We start from the raw sequence: 17839 nt of genomic DNA, 5'->3' as shown, positions 1-17839 counted from the left end.
TCACTCGGAAGGGGCTCAAAGCATTCAAGTCCAAACCTAAAATAGTATTCATCATTCACTAGGATACAATCCCCGTATCCCGGAACTCTTCCACGAAACTATCCAGCCAATCCGAACCATAATCCAGCGCACCCATATCACTCTCAATAAAAGCAACATCCAGCCCCATCACCCAGAATCGGCGGGCGACAATAAAGAGATCAACTGCCTGCTCATTTTCCGTAGAGAAGCTTCTGACTGAACGATACCCTGCCATTAGCGCATCCCATAATGCTACTTTTCGCTCATTAGACTGTCTTTTTCGAACTTTCACTTGAGCTAAATCATAGGCACGCCAGCCTTTGGCTGCCCACTCGAAGTCGTAATGGATAAACTGATGATCCTGTTGAAAAGCATTATTGTTCCCATGCATATCGCCATGGCACAGTCCAACGTCCAGACCTTGTCCGGAAACGGCAACGATGCGTTCTTTTAAAGCTGTGGCAAATGTATGTAGAAATACTGCTGCTTCATTGTTCTCACCGATGTAGTTGATAATTCTCTCAAGAGGTTCGTCAATAAGAAACTTCAGATCCAGCTCATATCGTGGCAGCTCCACATTCACCTGATCCATAGCCTTATGCAATTCAGCAGCAGATTGACCAAAGGCGTAACAAGACTCCTCATCTTCCAGGTTGTTCTCCGTTCCTTCAATATACCGAAACATTACAGCAACCCGCTTGCCTTCCGCAACTTCCAGCACAGTATAATCAGACTGATCATTCTTCTTGATGTATTCCCCAATGTCGGTGTGTTCCGCAGAAGCTAGAACATTCTTCAGTTGAGATAATAACGATAGTTCGTACTGAACATCCGCCTCCGCAATTTCAGTGCGGTAGATACGGAGAATATACATGCCAGTGGACGTGCGAACCCGGTAGGTATCATTCAATCCTCTAAGCCAAAACAAACATTCTTTCCATGTTCCAATGTCATACTGATCCCTCAAAGCAGATTCCAGGTATCTAGGGTTAAGCACTGAACGTAAAGCAGTCGGTTGAATGGACATATGGTTGCTCCTTCAGTTTAATATGAATCTTTTCTCTTCTGATGAATGATGTAATCCTTTCACCTATCAATCTATAACATAGTATAATTTTAATTTATTTTCCAGAATATATATTTTAAACGGTTAAATACGCTTAGGAATCCCATAGTTCCGTCTCTCTTCGGCAAATTATACAGGGTTATTGGCATTAACTCGCTTTCCAGATTTCAGCTTGCTCATACGCTCTGGATCGGTTCCAGCACTCGACAATGCAGCACATTCACGAAAGGCAAAATGTTTGCATCCCCTACATTTCTGTTCATCCAGATGCGCTAATGCATAATTGATGGCATCACCCGTATGCTCAAACATATGATCAGGATCAATCCGGTCAATCAGTCCTGTTCTCTTGAGCATCTCCAACGGTTGTGCCTGAATGCCTGAAAGTAAAACCCTTCCTCCAGAACTCTCCATATGTTTGACAACATGGGCCAGATTGGATTCACCTGTCGTATCCATAAAGGGCACCTTGCCCATACGCAATAGCAAAATACCTGGTCGCCGATGAATCGAATCCATGACTGACTTCTCAAACCTATCTGCTGCACCAAAGAATAACGGCCCTTCAATTGTATATAGATTTATTTGTGGACAATCATGTCCTTCGCGGACCATGTGGGCCATCACTTTCTCATGTTTATGATTGGGATCAGGCAGCACTTTGGCAACCTTCAACATCTCACTCATCCGCTTAACAAATAAAAGGACAGCCAAAATCAACCCAACTTCTACAGCTGTCGTTAGGCTTGTAAATACAGTCAGTAAAAAGGTAATGAGCAGAACGAGCGAATCGCTCGTTTTGGTTTTCATGACATGCATGAACGATCTCCGTTCACTCATATTCCAGGCAACCATCATCAGGACTGGGGCCATACTTGCAAGTGGAATATGGGAAGCATAGGGTGCGAACAGAACAATGACTAGTAGGACTACTACACCATGAATAACCCCAGACAATGGTGATACAGCTCCGGATTTAATATTCGTTGCCGTACGCGCAATCGCTCCTGTTGCAGGAATACCACCAAATAACGGCGTTACTATATTAGCAATGCCCTGTCCAATAAGCTCCCGATTGCTGTTATGACGACTTCCGGTCATACCATCCGCCACAACAGCAGACAACAACGATTCGATTCCGCCCAACATGGCGATGACAAAAGCGGGTTGCAGCAAATTTACGATTCGCTCCCACGTAATCCCAGGCACATGAAATTGAGGCAAGGAACTTGGTATCGCGCCAAAGGACGATCCGATCGTAGTCACCTGCCCTTCAAACAACAACGCTGCGACTACCGTCGATAGAACCAGACCTACCAGTGACGCAGGCACCTTCGGTGCAAATCTCGGCACAAGCAGAATAACAGCCAGACAACAACCTGCTGTCAGCAAACTATATATATTAATGGTTGAGATATGCGTCCCGATTTCTTTCATATTGGACCAAAAATCTTCATGTTTCTCAATCCCGCGCAGTCCCAGAAAATTAGCAATCTGCCCACTGAAAATAATGACGGCAATACCCGCCGTAAATCCAATGGTCACGGGTCGTGGGATAAACTTGATTAACGCCCCAAGCTTAAACAGCCCCATTAGTACAAGCATCACTCCGGCCATGATTCCGGCAATCAATAAATTCTCATATCCATACTGCATCACAATGGCGAAGAGGATCGGAATGAATGCCCCCGTCGGCCCACCAATTTGGAACTTGGAACCACCTAGTAAGGAAATGAGAATCCCTGCGATCACCGTTGTATACAAGCCATACTCCGGCTTGACCCCGGAAGCGATAGCAAACGCCATACCGAGTGGAATAGCAATGATACCTACAATAAGCCCTGATAACAGATCCTTCCGAAAAGCAGATCCATTGTACCCTGCATATCTCCCCATCCATTTCATCTGACTTAACCTTCTTTTCTTCATATATTTGAATATTTAAATATAATAAAAAGACTACGCTCCTGTGAGCACCCTGTCAATCGTAATGCTCACACCTGAGACGTGAATTACATGCAAAAAACAAGAAGTTACCTGAACTTACTTACTTCCCGGCTCCTCTTGTTTCACATGTTGAATCAATTTCATAACTCACTAAAAAGGTATTATGAAATTGATTCTGTTTATGTTTCTTTGCGGATATCTTCCAACATGGAAATGGCATCAACCAGATGATTGTCAAAAATCTGCTTGGCAACCTCCAGCAAGTCTTTAATCAAAGGATCACGCAGAGAGTATGTGACCGTAGTCCCTTCCTTCAGACCCTGCACAACATTTTTGCTGCGTAATACAGCCAGTTGTTGCGAAACGGCGGAGCCTTCTGACCCCAGGATACTTTGCAACTCGTTGACGTTCTTCGCCCCTTCACTCAGCAACTCCAGAATCTGAATCCGCATGGGGTGAGCCAAGGCTTTGAAAAAATCCGCTTTAAACTGTTGTATGCTCTGATTCATACGTTATACCCCTTTATTCAAACTTTTGAATATATAAAGATCATAACATAGATGCGATTATAAGTTTCATTCTATACCGTAACGATCAGTGCCTGCTGCATACCAGCCTTGACCTTGAAGTATACTTCAACCTTTATACTATACATATCAACCTTCAATGATGAGAGGACGAACCTTAAATGAGCATACAAATTTATAATAAAAGACGCTCTGTAACGAGCTATCTATTAGAAAAATACATCGGAACATTAGATAGCAAGAAAAATCTATCGACACGGGAACTTGCGCAGAAACATCTGGAGCACATGGGCGTTGAGAACATTAAGCCCTATCAGTTAGGTAAAGTTAAATTAACTTCGACTATCAAGGAGCGTTCCTATGAAGACATGCAGGTATTTACTTTAAATGACCAAGGTTTCCCTGAACAACGAGTGATTCTCTATATTCATGGAGGCGCCCATACGCATCAACCACTGTCCTTCCATTGGAAGTTCATGGATTATATGGCTCAGGCACTGAATGCCAAAGTGATCGCTCCCATCTATCCCAAAGTGCCTCACTTCAACTATCAGCATACGTATCCAAGACTTTTAAATCTGTATCGCGATATCATTGCATCCATAAAAAGTCCCTTGCAGCTAACCATTATGGGAGATTCAGCAGGAGGAAATATCTCGCTAAGTCTTGCACATTACCTGAAGATGCATTCTCTTCCTCAGCCCAAAGATATTATTCTATTATCACCGTGTGTGGATATGGTTTTGGATAATCCAGTTATCTTCGATTATGAGACCAGAGATCCCATGCTGGCTGTGGAAGGATATGATGTGATTCGGCGAATCTGGGCAGCCGATAAACAGCTGGATGACCCGCTCATTAGTCCAATCTACGGGGATTTCGAAGGGCTTGGCAAGATTAGCATCTTCATCGGAACCCATGAAGGTCTATTTCCGGACAATATGGAACTCGATAAAAAACTAACGGAGCAAGGTATTGAGCATCATACTTTCGTTTATCCCAAAATGAATCACGTCTTCGTACTGTATCCGATTCCTGAAGCCAAAGACGCTAAGCACAATATCATTAATATCATTAAACATGGATCACATGAATCACATTTATAAGACTATAACGGAAAAAAATCCAGAAAAATCTCATTCAGCACTTGTAAATTGTATTATTCCGGGTATAATACTCGGTATATAGAAAAGCGTAGCTGACTGGAGTGAATAACGCCATGGATTCTTTGACACAAACTTGGGTTAACGATTATTTGGACTTATATAATTTTGCCCGTACAATAGAAGACTCGGAATGGGCTGAAGATATTCTCAGAAAGCTTCGTGATCAGAAGGATGCGTTGCTGGAGGAAGAACGAAAAGCTATACTGCTCCGTGAATTGCTTATAAGTTATGACCGAATCAACAAGCAACTGGTGGACATTTTCAGCAAGCTAAGAGTCGCTTCAGAAGGATACCAGACGGAATCTTTACAGGAGCAATGGTTTAAATTAAAGCTGATGCGGATCGATGTATCGCGGAAGATTCTTCAATATAAATAAGAAAAAAAGCCGGTCTGCAGTTCGTCTGCTCAACCCGCCCTATTAAAAGGCTTACTATTCTTTGGACTGCATACAGTGAACTGTTCTGCAGAGTTGTAAAGCCCGCCAGCTTTACAAGTCGAACTTGTAATCAATGAATTACATGGATGCTTTCTTCATGTTGCTCATCATGCCCATCATAGTGGTCATCATTTCGTCGCACTCTTGCATGCAGGACATCATTTTATTCATATCCATGCCTTCCATCATGCTCTTGTCTTCCATACATTCCATCATCATCTTCATGGATTTCATTTTGCACATCATTTCTTCCATGCACATATTCATCATCATGTTCATCATCATCATATTTTCCATCATCCATACCTCCTATTAAAATGTAGTAGACTTCCTTTTTTTAGAATAAACGATAGTCTACGTAAAAGCAATCTTTTTCCTCTTGCATTTCCATAAAAATTCTTGTATAATTCGCATTTAACTCATCAATCCAGTCGGGAATACAGACTTTAATAGACACTGAATACAACAAAAGCTCAAGCATTGGCGAATCGCCGCAGGCTTGAGCTTTTTTCGTTCTAAAATAGAACCCATATCCGTTTCTACACTGATTTGATTAAGCCAATCTTGGTGATCACCGTGTCATACGGATCTAATTCCACGGTTTGTTTTCCATGCTCCGTATCAATCGTCGTAGATTGAACCTGATCGCTATTATTGATCACAACCAATATGTTGCTCTCAGGGTAGTAGGCACACTCGGTATACAAGTTATCCGGAATATACTTCGCCTCACCCACCTCATTACCGGCAAAACGAATCAGATTCTGGAGCAATCTCGTATTTTCCCAATTGAATTCGAACGAAGATAAGTAGATTCCTTGCCCTTTCCCGAAAGCATGCGTGGACAATGTAATGTTGCCATCTGTCTCGTGCAATACCTTGGCTGTCCCATCCGTAAGATATATTCTGCCTTTACCTTTTGACGCGATATTAGCACCTTTCGGCACCAGCCCCTGCGCATCGTGAGCCTCATACGACCATTTTCCATGAACGACTCTTGCACCTGTATCCTCATCTACCCCAAGCACATGCGCCATTCTGAAAAAACTGTCGTACCCGTGGGCCGCTGAAGGCTGGTTGATACCCATAAAGGTACCGCCTTCATACACCCACTGGGTCAGGATGTCTACACCTTGGTGGTCGTTCCAGTGCTCTCCACCACTCCAGGCAGAACCAACAGAACCCGCATTAATGACAACATCCACATCCTTCAATACACCCTGACGAATATCATCAAAATCAATGAATTGGACCTCGATTGGTAAACCGGATAACGCCTCATTCACATGAATCAGATCATGCATATGTGTTTCATGAAAATGACCGGACAAGGTCCACGATCTTAACTTGCCCCAGCTATGAAGAACGGCTACCTTTGTCTTGATCTGATATGGTTTTCCCTCTTGATGCAGCTCTTTCATTTCCCTGAATTCATGGGCAATCTTCTCGATGTAGTCCACAAAGTCCGGGTAAGGCTCAACCAGATGCAAATATCCACCTAGTCCAATCCGGTCAATCGACTCCCGCAGCAGCGCACGTCGGATATTAATCCAATATTTCTTCGCATCCAGGGTAGGATCTCCGCCCTCCTTGAAGGTAGGAAGCCCGCCTAAGCCAACTGGGAACAAATATGGATGCAATCGAATCTCATGGGTATCGACCTTAACGCCTGAGCACATTCTTGCCTCATAACCGGAGAACACACATTTGATCATGCCGTCGAATCCAAATTCCTCAAAGCGATCGTTGTACGGCTCCATGCCTACCCAGCTGTCATCATAGAAGACATACGCCAGCTTGTCATGCTTGTGCACAATATCAATTAATTTCTTACCGAATTCAATCACAAAATCATTGATAAATGCCATCCAGTCCAGTTTGCGCTGATCCGCAGGCATATGAGTGACCTGATATTTACCACCATTCACAAAGTCCTCAGCCGAGAGTGAATACCCATATTTTTGAGCAAACAGATCCAACGCTCTCGAACTTACCGTGAAATCGTATGAACCCCAATCCGAGAACAGATGGCGATTCCGCTCATCACTGCCCCAGATCCAGGCGAAATTATAAAATAGGGATGTAAAACGTACAACCGTTGTTTCCTGATGGTTTTGACACCACGTTTCCATCCAATCCAGCAGATACGTTTGCGTGTCCGTATAGATCGGATCAATCTGCATCAGATGCTCTTTGTCCCAGTTATTCGTCGTATGATTGTACATAGAGATCTCTTCCCATATCCGATAGACCATGAAACTCACCGTGTATTTATGCCAAGGAGCAACGCCAGTAATCACAACATTGCCAGATTCCCTTTCATAATTCCACTGTCCTTTGGGGACTTCTTCCCCAGTCGTTCGATCATAAACCTGCCAATATTTAAACGCTTCTTTGGAATCATTCACCCTGAATTGTTCAGCGAAGAAGTCCTCCATCAGATAGATCGATACATAATCTTGAACAGCGACCTTCGGATTCGTAATGAGAAAACATTGCTGCAGCTTATCCAGATTACGGGATGCCCACTCATTATGATCCCGAATAATGCAAATGGTTGAATAGATGCCATATCCGGCATTAATAATCTCATCGGACAATTTTGTACCGTCACTGTCACGGATTACATCAGCACCCCAGCGATCGGCAAGCTCCAGCGTCAGTGCCTCATAACCGGATTCTCCCGGTAGTGTAAACGAGCCTTTGGTTGGTTTGGACAATTGGGTTCCCTCCCTATCTCAACATATCGGACAGAAAAGCGAGTGCCAGGCCCTGACCCCAGCCCTGAATCCAGTCTTTTGGAATATTGCGATAACCATCCCGATCCTTCATGACCGCCGTACCGCCAGATACACCAAGCACACGTCCATCCTCGCTAATATTGTTCAGGATGCCTTCCAGTGCCCTTTGCACATATTTCGTATGCAGTGGATTGCCGTTGTTGATCATGGCTGCTGCAATACCGGCGGAGGCTGACACCTCTTCATACGATTCTTCGTCATCCAACACCGTACGCCACAAGCCATTCTCGGTCTGCACCAGTTTGAGAGCCGCCAATTGATCGCGAAGAGCACATTCTACATCCATACATTGCGGATACAAATACCAGTCTTTCAATTGCGGTTTCACTTGAGACATCGTATAGGCTCCCCAAGCGTTCGCTCTTCCCCAGTAAAATCCGGACATATGGTCCTTGTTAATATTGTTATAACCGTGATACCACAGACTGCTGGTCGGATCTTGCAGGTATTTGATATGCCAGTAATACTGATTCAGCGCATCCTGAATCATGGCCTCATCTTTTAATTTGCTACCTACGCGGAGCAGGAAAAATGCCGCCATAAACAAGGTGTCCGCCCAAGCCTGTTCCGGAAAATCATTGGAAACGGATACCGTATGCTGAAGCACATTGTCTCCAAAGCGAAGCGCATGGTTCTGGAGATAATCGACTTTGCTGAGGACAATATCCCAATACTTCTGATCCCCGGTTTCTTCATATAAAGTGATGAGCACATGACCCATAGCACATGTATTTACCGTCCAACTTGGCAGGCCCAGCTCGATATATTCGTCCGCCCATTTCACCAGCCTGTCCAGAATCTCTTGGTTGCCTGTCGTTTGATAGGCTCTGGATACGCCATAATAAGCCACACCGCCGGGCCAATCCCATGTCAGATCCATATCCAGTGTTTTCTTGGTAACGCTCTCGATTACGTTTAGAATCTGTTCTCTGTCATATTTCACTTGAAGCATTGTTATTCCCCTCTCCCTGCGCACACGCCCCCAAGTGCGCCCTGAGAGGTGTCCGTCCATTTTTGTAAACGCTTTACTTATTCCATTGTACGCAGTAAAATAGTCTCAATCTAAGCATATTCGCAACAAAACTGTGCAATTTCAATCATTTATACATAGGAGTCCTCGAAAATGCCCAAACCGAAGAAACCTGTCATTGAATATCGTCACTACAGTCTGCCCATTGATTTTCCTGTCCTGTTACTCAGTGGAGACCGCTGGAGAATATCCGATATCAAAAGTGAGCATCTTCATTTCCATAACCACATGGAGATTGGCATCTGTTATTCGGATGGAGGCATCATGGAGATTAAGGGGGAATCTGTGCCTTTTCGAGCAGGCGACATCACGTTCATTCCCCGCTATCTTCCGCATACCACATACAGTTCGCCTAATAATGCCAGCCTGTGGGCTTATATCTTTTTTTCACCGGAAGAGCTCTTCCGTCATTCGCTCAAAACCGCTCAAACTCACATTGAACCGAATTTATGGGCCATTCAGGGAACCAATTGCATTCTGAATAAGGAACAGCATCCCAAAATTCATACGCTAGCAACATCGATTGTAGAAGAAATGAAGCAGCAGTCCCCCTACTATCGGGAGAGCGCGTACGGCTTGTTGATGTCTCTATATATCGAACTGCTTCGAGTTCATGCGAGTAACGAGAGCTGGTCAGCGCAGGATCAGGAAAGGGACCTTCAAGGTGACTTGGTCATCTCACCCGTGCTGGAGTTTATCACCAAAAATTATATGCTGCCCGTGACCATCGATTATCTCGCTGAACTGTGTCATCTGAGTACAACGCATTTTCGCCGCAAGTTCCATGAAATTATGGGAACCACACCGCTCGATTTTCTGAATAGTACCCGGGTCGAAGAGGCATGCAAACGATTGAAAAGCACGGAGGCCTCCATTCTGTCCATTTCCGAGCAGGTCGGCTTCCGATCCATCTCCAGCTTTAACCGTTGCTTCGCCAAACTGATGGGAGAATCGCCCAAAGCCTGGCGCAAAGGGGCCCATACCGAGGCACAGTCTGCAAAAGCATCTATACTGGAATTTACAGGCTGGGTATGAAATAATGTGCAAAGCTATAAGCCTACTCATAAAAAAGGTGCAAAAAAGCCCGAAAGTCGCAATGACTTTCGGGCTTTTCCAGTTCAAATCAATAACTTCATATTTACAGCTTTACAGCAAATCCAGTTCCACAAGCAATCTGCGGACAAGCGTCGCCATCTCGGCACGAGTTACCGGAGCTTTTGGCTCAAGTGTCGTTGCCGATTTGCCTTGAATCAGACCCAGTTTTACCGCTTGCGCGGCACTGTCTTTGGCCCAATCAGACAACGTTGATGCATCAGTATAGCCGTCAAGGCTATTAGCTGCACTACTCACAGCTGGTGCAGTATGTCCTGCCATCTCGTATGCACGGATCAGCATGACCATCACTTGCTCACGTGTCATGGCATCCTGTGGACCAAAACGATTACCACTGTAACCCGTCATGAGACCATAGGCAGTTGCCGTTTGCACCACATCGTTGTACCAATCTGCTGCCTTAACATCTGCGAATGGTGAACTTGCGCCTGTGTCTGGTTTAAGGCCAAAGGCCCTCACCATCAGTGCAGCAAGCTCTGCCCGAGTCATGCTACGCGAAGGCTCATAACGAGCAGACGACACGCCATTCACAACCAGACGTGATGCCAGATCATGAACCGCTTCGCTTGCCCAGTGACTCTTCATGTCGCTAAAGGTAGCGTCATATCGGATCGGCAAGTACACGCTGTTGGTCATACTGCTGGCGATGGCAATCATCCGGCCGTCCCGCACTTCGAAGCGGGTTGGCACATGCCGCAAGCTTCCATCCGCTTCAAGAACGACCACGGTCGATACGGAGCGTTCGTCCTCTCCAACCGGCAGATAAAGTTCTTTGGTTGTCATTTTCAAAAGCTTATCGATTTCGATTGACTTGCTACCGTCGCTTGCCGTCATGTTGAAGGTAACCGGGGTTCCTCTAGGGATCATGCGGCCTTCACTGGCAAGCTTCACAGCAAGCTGTTCGTATGCCTGATTCGGTTTGCCTACATTTAAGCTTACTTTGATATCCTGGGCCTTTTGCGCCGGGAAAGCTGCTTCGAGTGCGTTCAGATCGATATCATTCCAATCCAAACGGTAGCTGCCCCAATCGCTTTCCAAATCCATCGAAATGCCTTTGGCAGCGAGTTGTTTAATCAGATCCGCATCCAGCTCGAAGCGTAGCTGCTCCAGTTGGCCCGCAACGTGCAAACGAATTCGCTGTCCTTGCTCGGCTGCATCAAGCAGCGCTTCTCGAACAGGATGAGCAACCACGGTTGGACCACTTACGCCTGACGTAACATCGACCAGCAACAATCCATCCTTCTGCACTGCATCCAGTTCCAGAGGTATCTTCATGTCTTTACCTCCAACGGCACTATCGATGGCTACGCCACCCACCGTCAACGGACCAACAGGTACATTCAATGCGGGTGGTTTGCTGTCGCCCGAACTTGGCACGCTTGGCTCCGCGCTTGAAGAGATCCGCTCATTCACCTTTACCGCAGCAGATGATGCTGTCGTGAGTTTTGGCTCACTGGTTGTTCGTTTGGCGATAACAACCCACTCGCCTGGTTTTGCTTTGATGACTTTATCGGAAGGCAGCGTATTCCATCCGCTGATATCCTGTTCAAACGTTGGCAGCATCACTTGCGATTGGTCCGTGAAAATACGGTATGCCAGTTCACTGCCAACCATGTTGCCTTTGTGTCCGGCAGCGCTGATCGAGACACGTGTCTCTCCCTTTTTGCCCGTTCCGATCGTAGATGCTTTAATCGTATCCATGTAATCCGGTGGTGCAGCTCCCGTCTTCGGTGCAACAACGGATACGATATCCGTCGTGCTAAGCTCTGTACCTTGCCATGTATAATCGGCCTGGATTAGAGCAGCTCCAACACGTTTTCCGTCGAGAAGACCATCATCTTGAACGGCTGCATTCGCTTCACCCATAACCACACTGTAGGTGATGCTGTCGTTGTCTGCCAGTTCACGAGTCCCATCCGTATACTCCACATAAGTCTGAACCGCAGCTTGTTCTCCACCGGCAACAAGTTCTTCCGGCATAACCAGTTTCAGTCTGCGCGGCAGCTTGAAGTCGCCGTTCAGCACCTCAACAACGGCAGAGTTCACATTGCCTGCCGCGTCCTCGGTTTTAATTCGTAGACGGGTCTTCATGCGGTTCACATCAATCGGCACCTCATGTTTAAAGACTCCGTTCTCGTCCGGTTTGAACTGTGCCAATTCTTGATCACTATCGGCATCCGTAACTGTCACTTGGGCGTCGGTCATCGTTGTACCCTGTACGAGCGCAACGCCTCCCTGTGCCCGTTCGCCTTGTGAAGGCGAATCCAGATAGATCATCGGAGCCGTCGTATCAATCGTGACATACAGCATCGTGACTGACGTATCCCCTGTGCTGGTATTGCGAGCTTTGAGCTGGACTGCATATACACCATCCACCTCAAAGTTGAACTTCAGCTTGTCTGTTGTTGCAAGGTTAGTGGTGCCGAGCGAACCATCGTCCGTCGAAGCCTCTACAACAACGTTCGACTGATTCGAAGCCACGTTCACGGTCACCTGATTCGAACTTGTAACCACCTCGTATTTGTTGTTGACCACTTGTTTGTTATCGAGCGAAAGCACTGGCCCTGTAGGGGCAGGAAGCAGCTTAGACCCGCTATACGTCGTTGTGGATAAACGAAGATTCGCTTGCTCATCGGAAGCCGGTTTGCGTGCAACCGTAACGCCCATACGATACGATTTGCCCGGCTCCAGGCCGGAATGGCGTACCTCTTTATCCTCCATGGCAATGGTGCCGTCTGCATTACGCAGCATTTTGCCGTCCGCACCCAGCTTAGGCGTCCCCAATGCATTCCATCCACCCACGGTCACATGATACTTGCCATCCTTGAGCGTAGCTTTCAAGTCGGATTCACTGTATCCTTCTTCGCCGAACGGATCATACAGATCTCCTTGTTCGTCCGATGCGGTCAAGATGTATGTGAACTCCTCCGCTTCTTCTTCAGCTGTTTTGGTAATCGCCGGGAAAGCTACCTCAAACTGCCCGTTACCTATGCTTCTCGTTTCCACTTCTGGCACCGCGTTCGGAGCAAACGGATCTACGAGCGTATACCCTTCTTGTGAAGATAAGACAGAGAATGCCATGTCCGTTTTCAGTTCCGTACGCAGATAATATGTCCCTTGTTGCAGAAAACCACGAAGGTCTGCTCCGCCGAGATACGCAATCTGCTTCACGTCAAAGGTCATCTCGCCGGATGCACGACCGTCAGCACCAATATCGGCACTTTCAATCTCGATGCCTTTGGCAATCATGATCCCTGGATCAACCGATTCATCCGGTGTAGGTGTTGCCTGCAAACGGTCCGAAGACAGATACAGATCAACCGTATCACCCGGCGAAGCGTTGTCCACGGTCCAGGTTGCTGTGAATTGGTCCGCATCCTGTGGATCTACCGCAAGTTCCGTCGAAGACAGCTCCGGTAGTACCGGGATGTTCATCAGCTTGGACTTGACCGATTGACTGGACGTCAGCGTCCAGCTTCCCGTTTTTGCATCGTCTTGTGGAATCGCAACATAGATCCGACGGATATCGGTTCCCTGAAGCTCTTCTTTTTTGGTCACTGTTGTACCATCGCTCTTCAGATCGCCTTCTTTAGGTGCTTTGATAATCTGTTCAAACGCCGTTGCGTTCCGATCGGTTGCTTCTCCGTACACGATATCATACGTGCTTCCGTCGTCACGCTTCAGAGTCAGGGTAGGTCTGGTTGTTGTAAAATACTCCAATTCAAGGAGCGCATCCCCAGTCACTCCGCTCATCGGGATCACATGCATTTTCCCTCCATTGGACGTACGAATGCCGCCAATACCAAGATTTTGCGAGCTATCCTCGATCATATCAATACCGTCCCCAACGGCGGTATACCGAATCTCGTAACGCTCAGGCTCCTCATTCTCCCATGAGGTCGCAAGCGTCTCTATTCCCGTTCCGATCTGTAACAGGCGCGGACCCTGCTCTGGATCATTAATCGACAGGTGTGCGAGTGCCTCGTTATCCAATGCCGATCCATCGGTCATAAACGAGATGCCGCCGCCCCAGTAATATTTGATGCCCAAGGTGAGGAATAACAAGGAAATCCCTGCCCACAGTTCATCGTTATTCACGCCTGCACGGGTTCCAAATCCTAAACCGCCGACAACCGGCACTGAACTTGGTATCTGTATTTTGGAGCTGACCATGCCTTCAAAATCAACTCGTCCCTTCTCCAGGTTCTCGCCGATAAACAGGCTGGCACTGCCCACGATGATATCCCATCCACCGACATCAATCTGTGCCCTGGCTCGGATAAACATCGGGCTGGCCCATTGGGTCTGGACAAGCGCTTCCGTCAACATCGGGATGACTTTGCTGCCTTCACCAAAGCCGAGTTTGCCCACCACTTTGAATCCGGTAGCTTTGAGCGTAAGGTCTACACTACCTGAGAAAACAGCTGGCTTCTGTCCCAGCTCCATGTCAATGCCTGCCTCCAGCGTCAGCGGCAAGCGCTCGGTACCACCCGCAATCGTCATCGCAAGTTCACGGATGGCGCCGCGAATACTTGAGATTTTGGTAGCCGGATTGATCATGATGCCCGGATCTGGAAGGTCCGATCCAAAAGCAATGACGTCTGGAATAATCCGTCCGTCGGGAACCCGTTTAAAGGCAAGCTCCGCACTAATGGAGAACAAGTTCTCCAGTTTGGCCTCGAAGTTAACGCCGTACGAATTCATGACGCCGTGTTTGTTCGGGTCTTTATAGTGCGTAACATTGATACCACCCTTTACGCTATCCTCGGAGTCCGGTTTGAACAAACCAATTCTATTATCCAGTTCAAACGCCAGTGAGGAATCGATGCCCACGAAGCCCGATTGGTTGAACATAACGTTGCTTACTTCCCCATTAACAATAAACATCTTCATTGCACCACCGAAGGACACACCATCTTGCCGCAGTACGAAGTCATTGAGTTTCAACCCAAAGCCGTTCAGCGAGAAGGTAGGTGTTGAAAACAACGTATGTTTATTAAAGTACACATAGGAGACAAGCAGATTTCGGTAAGGATTGAGCGCATCGCCCAGCATACCGTTAGCCCAAGTCAGAGTTCCATTCAGGGTAGGGTCTGCCGGATTACGTCCTTCCTCCCATGCCTGCTCTTCATCCGTCAGCTTCGATTCCGTTCCGAGTGACTTATCGAATCCGTTGTAGAAATCAACGGTCCATTCACCAGAATGGAATACGAAACCGCTATTCGCCACACTTAAGGTACCGTCGCCACCCACAAAGAGAGTCTGCAAGAACGGCGTATCCGTATTTGCTCTTATATCTTTGGCCAGCGGGAAATTCCCTGTTGAAATGGTGAGGTCTTTCCCGCTGTAAGCTACACTCTTGTTAAGAATCGCAGGTTCAGTATCCGATTGAACCGTATATTGGGCGTTTGCACCCGTACCGGATTGCACGATCTTACCGCGCACTTCCAGAACAACCTCCTGCTCGGCATCATCATCAAGTCCTTTTTTAAACGTTTCGAAGGCTGCTTCATTTTCGAACGTTTGGACCGAATATACCGGCGAAGCCGATGCATCGATGGCTCCAGCTACATCCAGAGCAGGGTCCAGCTTACGTGAAGCTGCTACCATTTCCTGCTTGGCAGCAGTCAGTCTCGCCCGGTCCTGATCCAGCTTTGTTTTGAACTGCGTATCCGTCAGGTTACCGTACGTCCACGGCAGCACGCTGGCAAACATCGCTTTCTCACCAGCACCTGCATTTAGGTCCAGTTTTGTTTTATATACAGCGAGAATTCCGGCTTTGCGAACCCGGTTCTCTTCGTTCTCGGTTATGGAAAAAGTCTGGTCGGTCTTGAAGCTCAACGCTTCGGCCAGCTCGGGAATTGACTTGTCCCGATAGTCCACTTGCACGGCATATTCCCCAAGCGGCAAGAACGCATCGTTCAGCACTTCAAGCGTTGTGCCGTCCGCCTTCACCTCTTCCCCGCCACGATATACCAGCTTCAAATCTCCCGCGAACCCGTTTCCTAGCGGCTGGGATGTTACGGAACGGGTCACTGGCACTTTGTAACGATCCCCGTTCTTCACGTTCACCAGATACATGTCAAAGTTGGCAGCGGTAGACGTTGCTTCATTGCCGACATTGTAGGCAGCGATATTGGACACGTTCAGCGTGATGTACTTCTCGTCCTTGCTGTACGCTTCCTCCGGTGACATGGCGTAAACCAATGTCTCTCTTAATTCGCCAACCGGTGGCAGGAAAATAAAACCTGCTCTTGACGATTCATAGATTGCGCGAATTTCCGATTCCGGAAGCCCTTCGCTCTCTTGAGCAGCCGTCTCCAGCTTTTTCTCTGTCTCCGGGCTGCTCACCGTCACCATATACTGGCGTGTTGAAGGCCAGGCTTTGCCTGTACCCTTCACTCGCCATTTGGCTGCGACGACCTCACCCGGTTTATACGGGATAAATTCAATGCCCTGTGCAGCTTGTTCCGGTGGAACATCCTTGCGGAAGGTAAGCTTCTGGCTCGTTGCATTAAGTTCCTTCCCGTTCTCATCTACAAAGCTCAGACCTTTCTCCAGTGTCAGAGTCACATCGATCTGGCTATGGTTGGTGTTAAACATCTCCAGGTTCTCGATCTCCGTGTTCACTTCGAACACGCCGTCATTCACGTAACCCGTCTCTTCCTCATTGGTCTCCAGCTTCTGCGTTGGATCCAGGAAACGAACATCGAATACCTTCTCCGGGGATACAATCTCGCCCAAGCCGTATACCAGTTCATACGAGTGCTGGCCGCCAGCTTGAACCGTATCAGGCTCCCAATAGAAAGCCACGGCCGTATCGGCTGTACCGTAGTCATTTGTATCCTGCGTAAAATCAAGATTCTCGTCCGGTTCATATTCCCATTTCGTTCCGGCGAGATTGGCCCAATGGCCTACCACCATTTCATCAACAATGTTAATACCGCCCTCGAACAAGTTGTTGAATCCATAGGCAATGACATTCGTCGCCAGCGGATTACTCAGATCAAGCTTATCCCGCATCACCCAGTAAGGTGGCAGCTTATGCAGATTGTACGCCTGCTCGTCCACGTTTTTGTCATAACCGAGCTTCTCTGGTTCGTGAACCAGTTTGCGCTCCACCGTAAGTGGAACGGAATAATTCTGCCCGATCTGGAAGGCTGGGCCATCATTGCCGCCGACCGACGTATCCAGCAACACACGTGACCCGATCTCTACCTTGGCATTTGTCGTATTTTCCACCACATATTGAACACGCGCATTACCGCCCTGATCCTTGTCTTCCTTCAAAAGCAAAGTGATCACTTGGCTAATACGAATGCCCTGAACGGTCCATACGGTCACGAGACTCTGGGTACCGTCATTTCCCGTAACGACCTTTGGAGGTGTAACCTCCGAGGTCCAGTTGGGTGCCATTTTGTACGGATTACCGAAGATCAGATCCGTTCCGTTGATGCGGAATGTCGTGAACGACGTCTCCGGGTTATCTCCACCAAAGATCATATCCACGCCGTTATCCTTTTTGCGGATTGGCTGGCCGTCTTCAGTACGAATACTGAAGCGCCCACTTGCATTGTCCACTGTTACTTTGATAAACCCGTTCTTAATGGATGTCGTTCCCGCTGAGGAAACGGCCGCTACCGCGATGTGAAGCGGCAAGACGCTGATCAGCATGACCATGGCCATCAACGTTGCGATTATCCGAATGATTTTGTTCCGTCGCATGGGTGA

At 47.4% G+C, this 17839-nt stretch carries 10 protein-coding genes; 3 read left to right on the top strand and 7 right to left on the bottom strand.

Going from position 1 to position 17839, the window contains the following annotated elements; all coding sequences use genetic code 11:
• Positions 1 to 58: 58 nt before the first annotated feature.
• The 3 genes from OM416_RS26375 to OM416_RS26365 form a co-directional block, all read right to left on the bottom strand.
• Complete coding sequence (locus OM416_RS26375) at positions 59 to 1048, bottom strand: phosphotransferase (protein WP_264934411.1); 990 nt, start codon at positions 1046 to 1048, stop codon at positions 59 to 61.
• A gap of 168 nt (positions 1049 to 1216) precedes the next feature.
• The gene (locus OM416_RS26370) at positions 1217 to 2992 is read right to left on the bottom strand and encodes a SulP family inorganic anion transporter (RefSeq protein ID WP_264934409.1); all 1776 of its coding nucleotides are present in this window, start codon (positions 2990 to 2992) and stop codon (positions 1217 to 1219) included.
• A 221-nt stretch (positions 2993 to 3213) separates the two neighbouring features.
• Entirely contained in the window at positions 3214 to 3543 is a 330-nt protein-coding gene (locus OM416_RS26365) for an ArsR/SmtB family transcription factor (RefSeq protein ID WP_264934407.1), read from the bottom strand.
• Between the two features lie 179 nt (positions 3544 to 3722).
• On the opposite strand from OM416_RS26365, the gene OM416_RS26360 reads away from it, so the two are divergent.
• Both OM416_RS26360 and OM416_RS26355 read left to right on the top strand, forming a co-directional pair.
• Positions 3723 to 4667, top strand: a complete 945-nt coding sequence (locus tag OM416_RS26360) for an alpha/beta hydrolase fold domain-containing protein (protein ID WP_264934405.1) — start codon at positions 3723 to 3725, stop codon at positions 4665 to 4667.
• Between the two features lie 113 nt (positions 4668 to 4780).
• Positions 4781 to 5104, top strand: coding sequence for a hypothetical protein (locus OM416_RS26355; RefSeq protein WP_169482361.1), 324 nt, complete (start codon positions 4781 to 4783; stop codon positions 5102 to 5104).
• A gap of 138 nt (positions 5105 to 5242) precedes the next feature.
• Here OM416_RS26355 and OM416_RS26350 read toward each other — a convergent pair whose 3' ends face one another.
• From OM416_RS26350 to OM416_RS26340, 3 genes are all read right to left on the bottom strand, one after another.
• Positions 5243 to 5464 (bottom strand): hypothetical protein, encoded by a 222-nt coding sequence (locus OM416_RS26350; RefSeq protein WP_249913525.1) that lies wholly within the window; start codon positions 5462 to 5464, stop codon positions 5243 to 5245.
• A gap of 239 nt (positions 5465 to 5703) precedes the next feature.
• Positions 5704 to 7884, bottom strand: coding sequence for a 1,3-beta-galactosyl-N-acetylhexosamine phosphorylase (gene gnpA / locus OM416_RS26345; protein WP_264934400.1), 2181 nt, complete (start codon positions 7882 to 7884; stop codon positions 5704 to 5706).
• A 13-nt stretch (positions 7885 to 7897) separates the two neighbouring features.
• Positions 7898 to 8917 (bottom strand): glycoside hydrolase family 105 protein, encoded by a 1020-nt coding sequence (locus OM416_RS26340; protein WP_264934398.1) that lies wholly within the window; start codon positions 8915 to 8917, stop codon positions 7898 to 7900.
• 171 nt (positions 8918 to 9088) lie between these two features.
• Between OM416_RS26340 and OM416_RS26335 the strand changes: the two genes are divergently transcribed.
• Positions 9089 to 10030, top strand: coding sequence for an AraC family transcriptional regulator (locus OM416_RS26335; RefSeq protein ID WP_264934396.1), 942 nt, complete (start codon positions 9089 to 9091; stop codon positions 10028 to 10030).
• Positions 10031 to 10141: 111 nt separating this feature from the next.
• Here the strand turns inward: OM416_RS26335 and OM416_RS26330 are convergent, their stop codons facing one another.
• The gene (locus OM416_RS26330) at positions 10142 to 17833 is read right to left on the bottom strand and encodes an S-layer homology domain-containing protein (protein WP_264934393.1); all 7692 of its coding nucleotides are present in this window, start codon (positions 17831 to 17833) and stop codon (positions 10142 to 10144) included.
• Between the last annotated feature and the right edge of the window lie 6 nt (positions 17834 to 17839).

This window comes from Paenibacillus sp. LS1, assembly GCF_026013365.1.
Taxonomy (GTDB): domain Bacteria; phylum Bacillota; class Bacilli; order Paenibacillales; family Paenibacillaceae; genus Paenibacillus.
The sequence above is the reverse complement of the archived record's forward strand: the minus strand, read 5'-3'. Positions and strand labels throughout refer to the sequence as shown.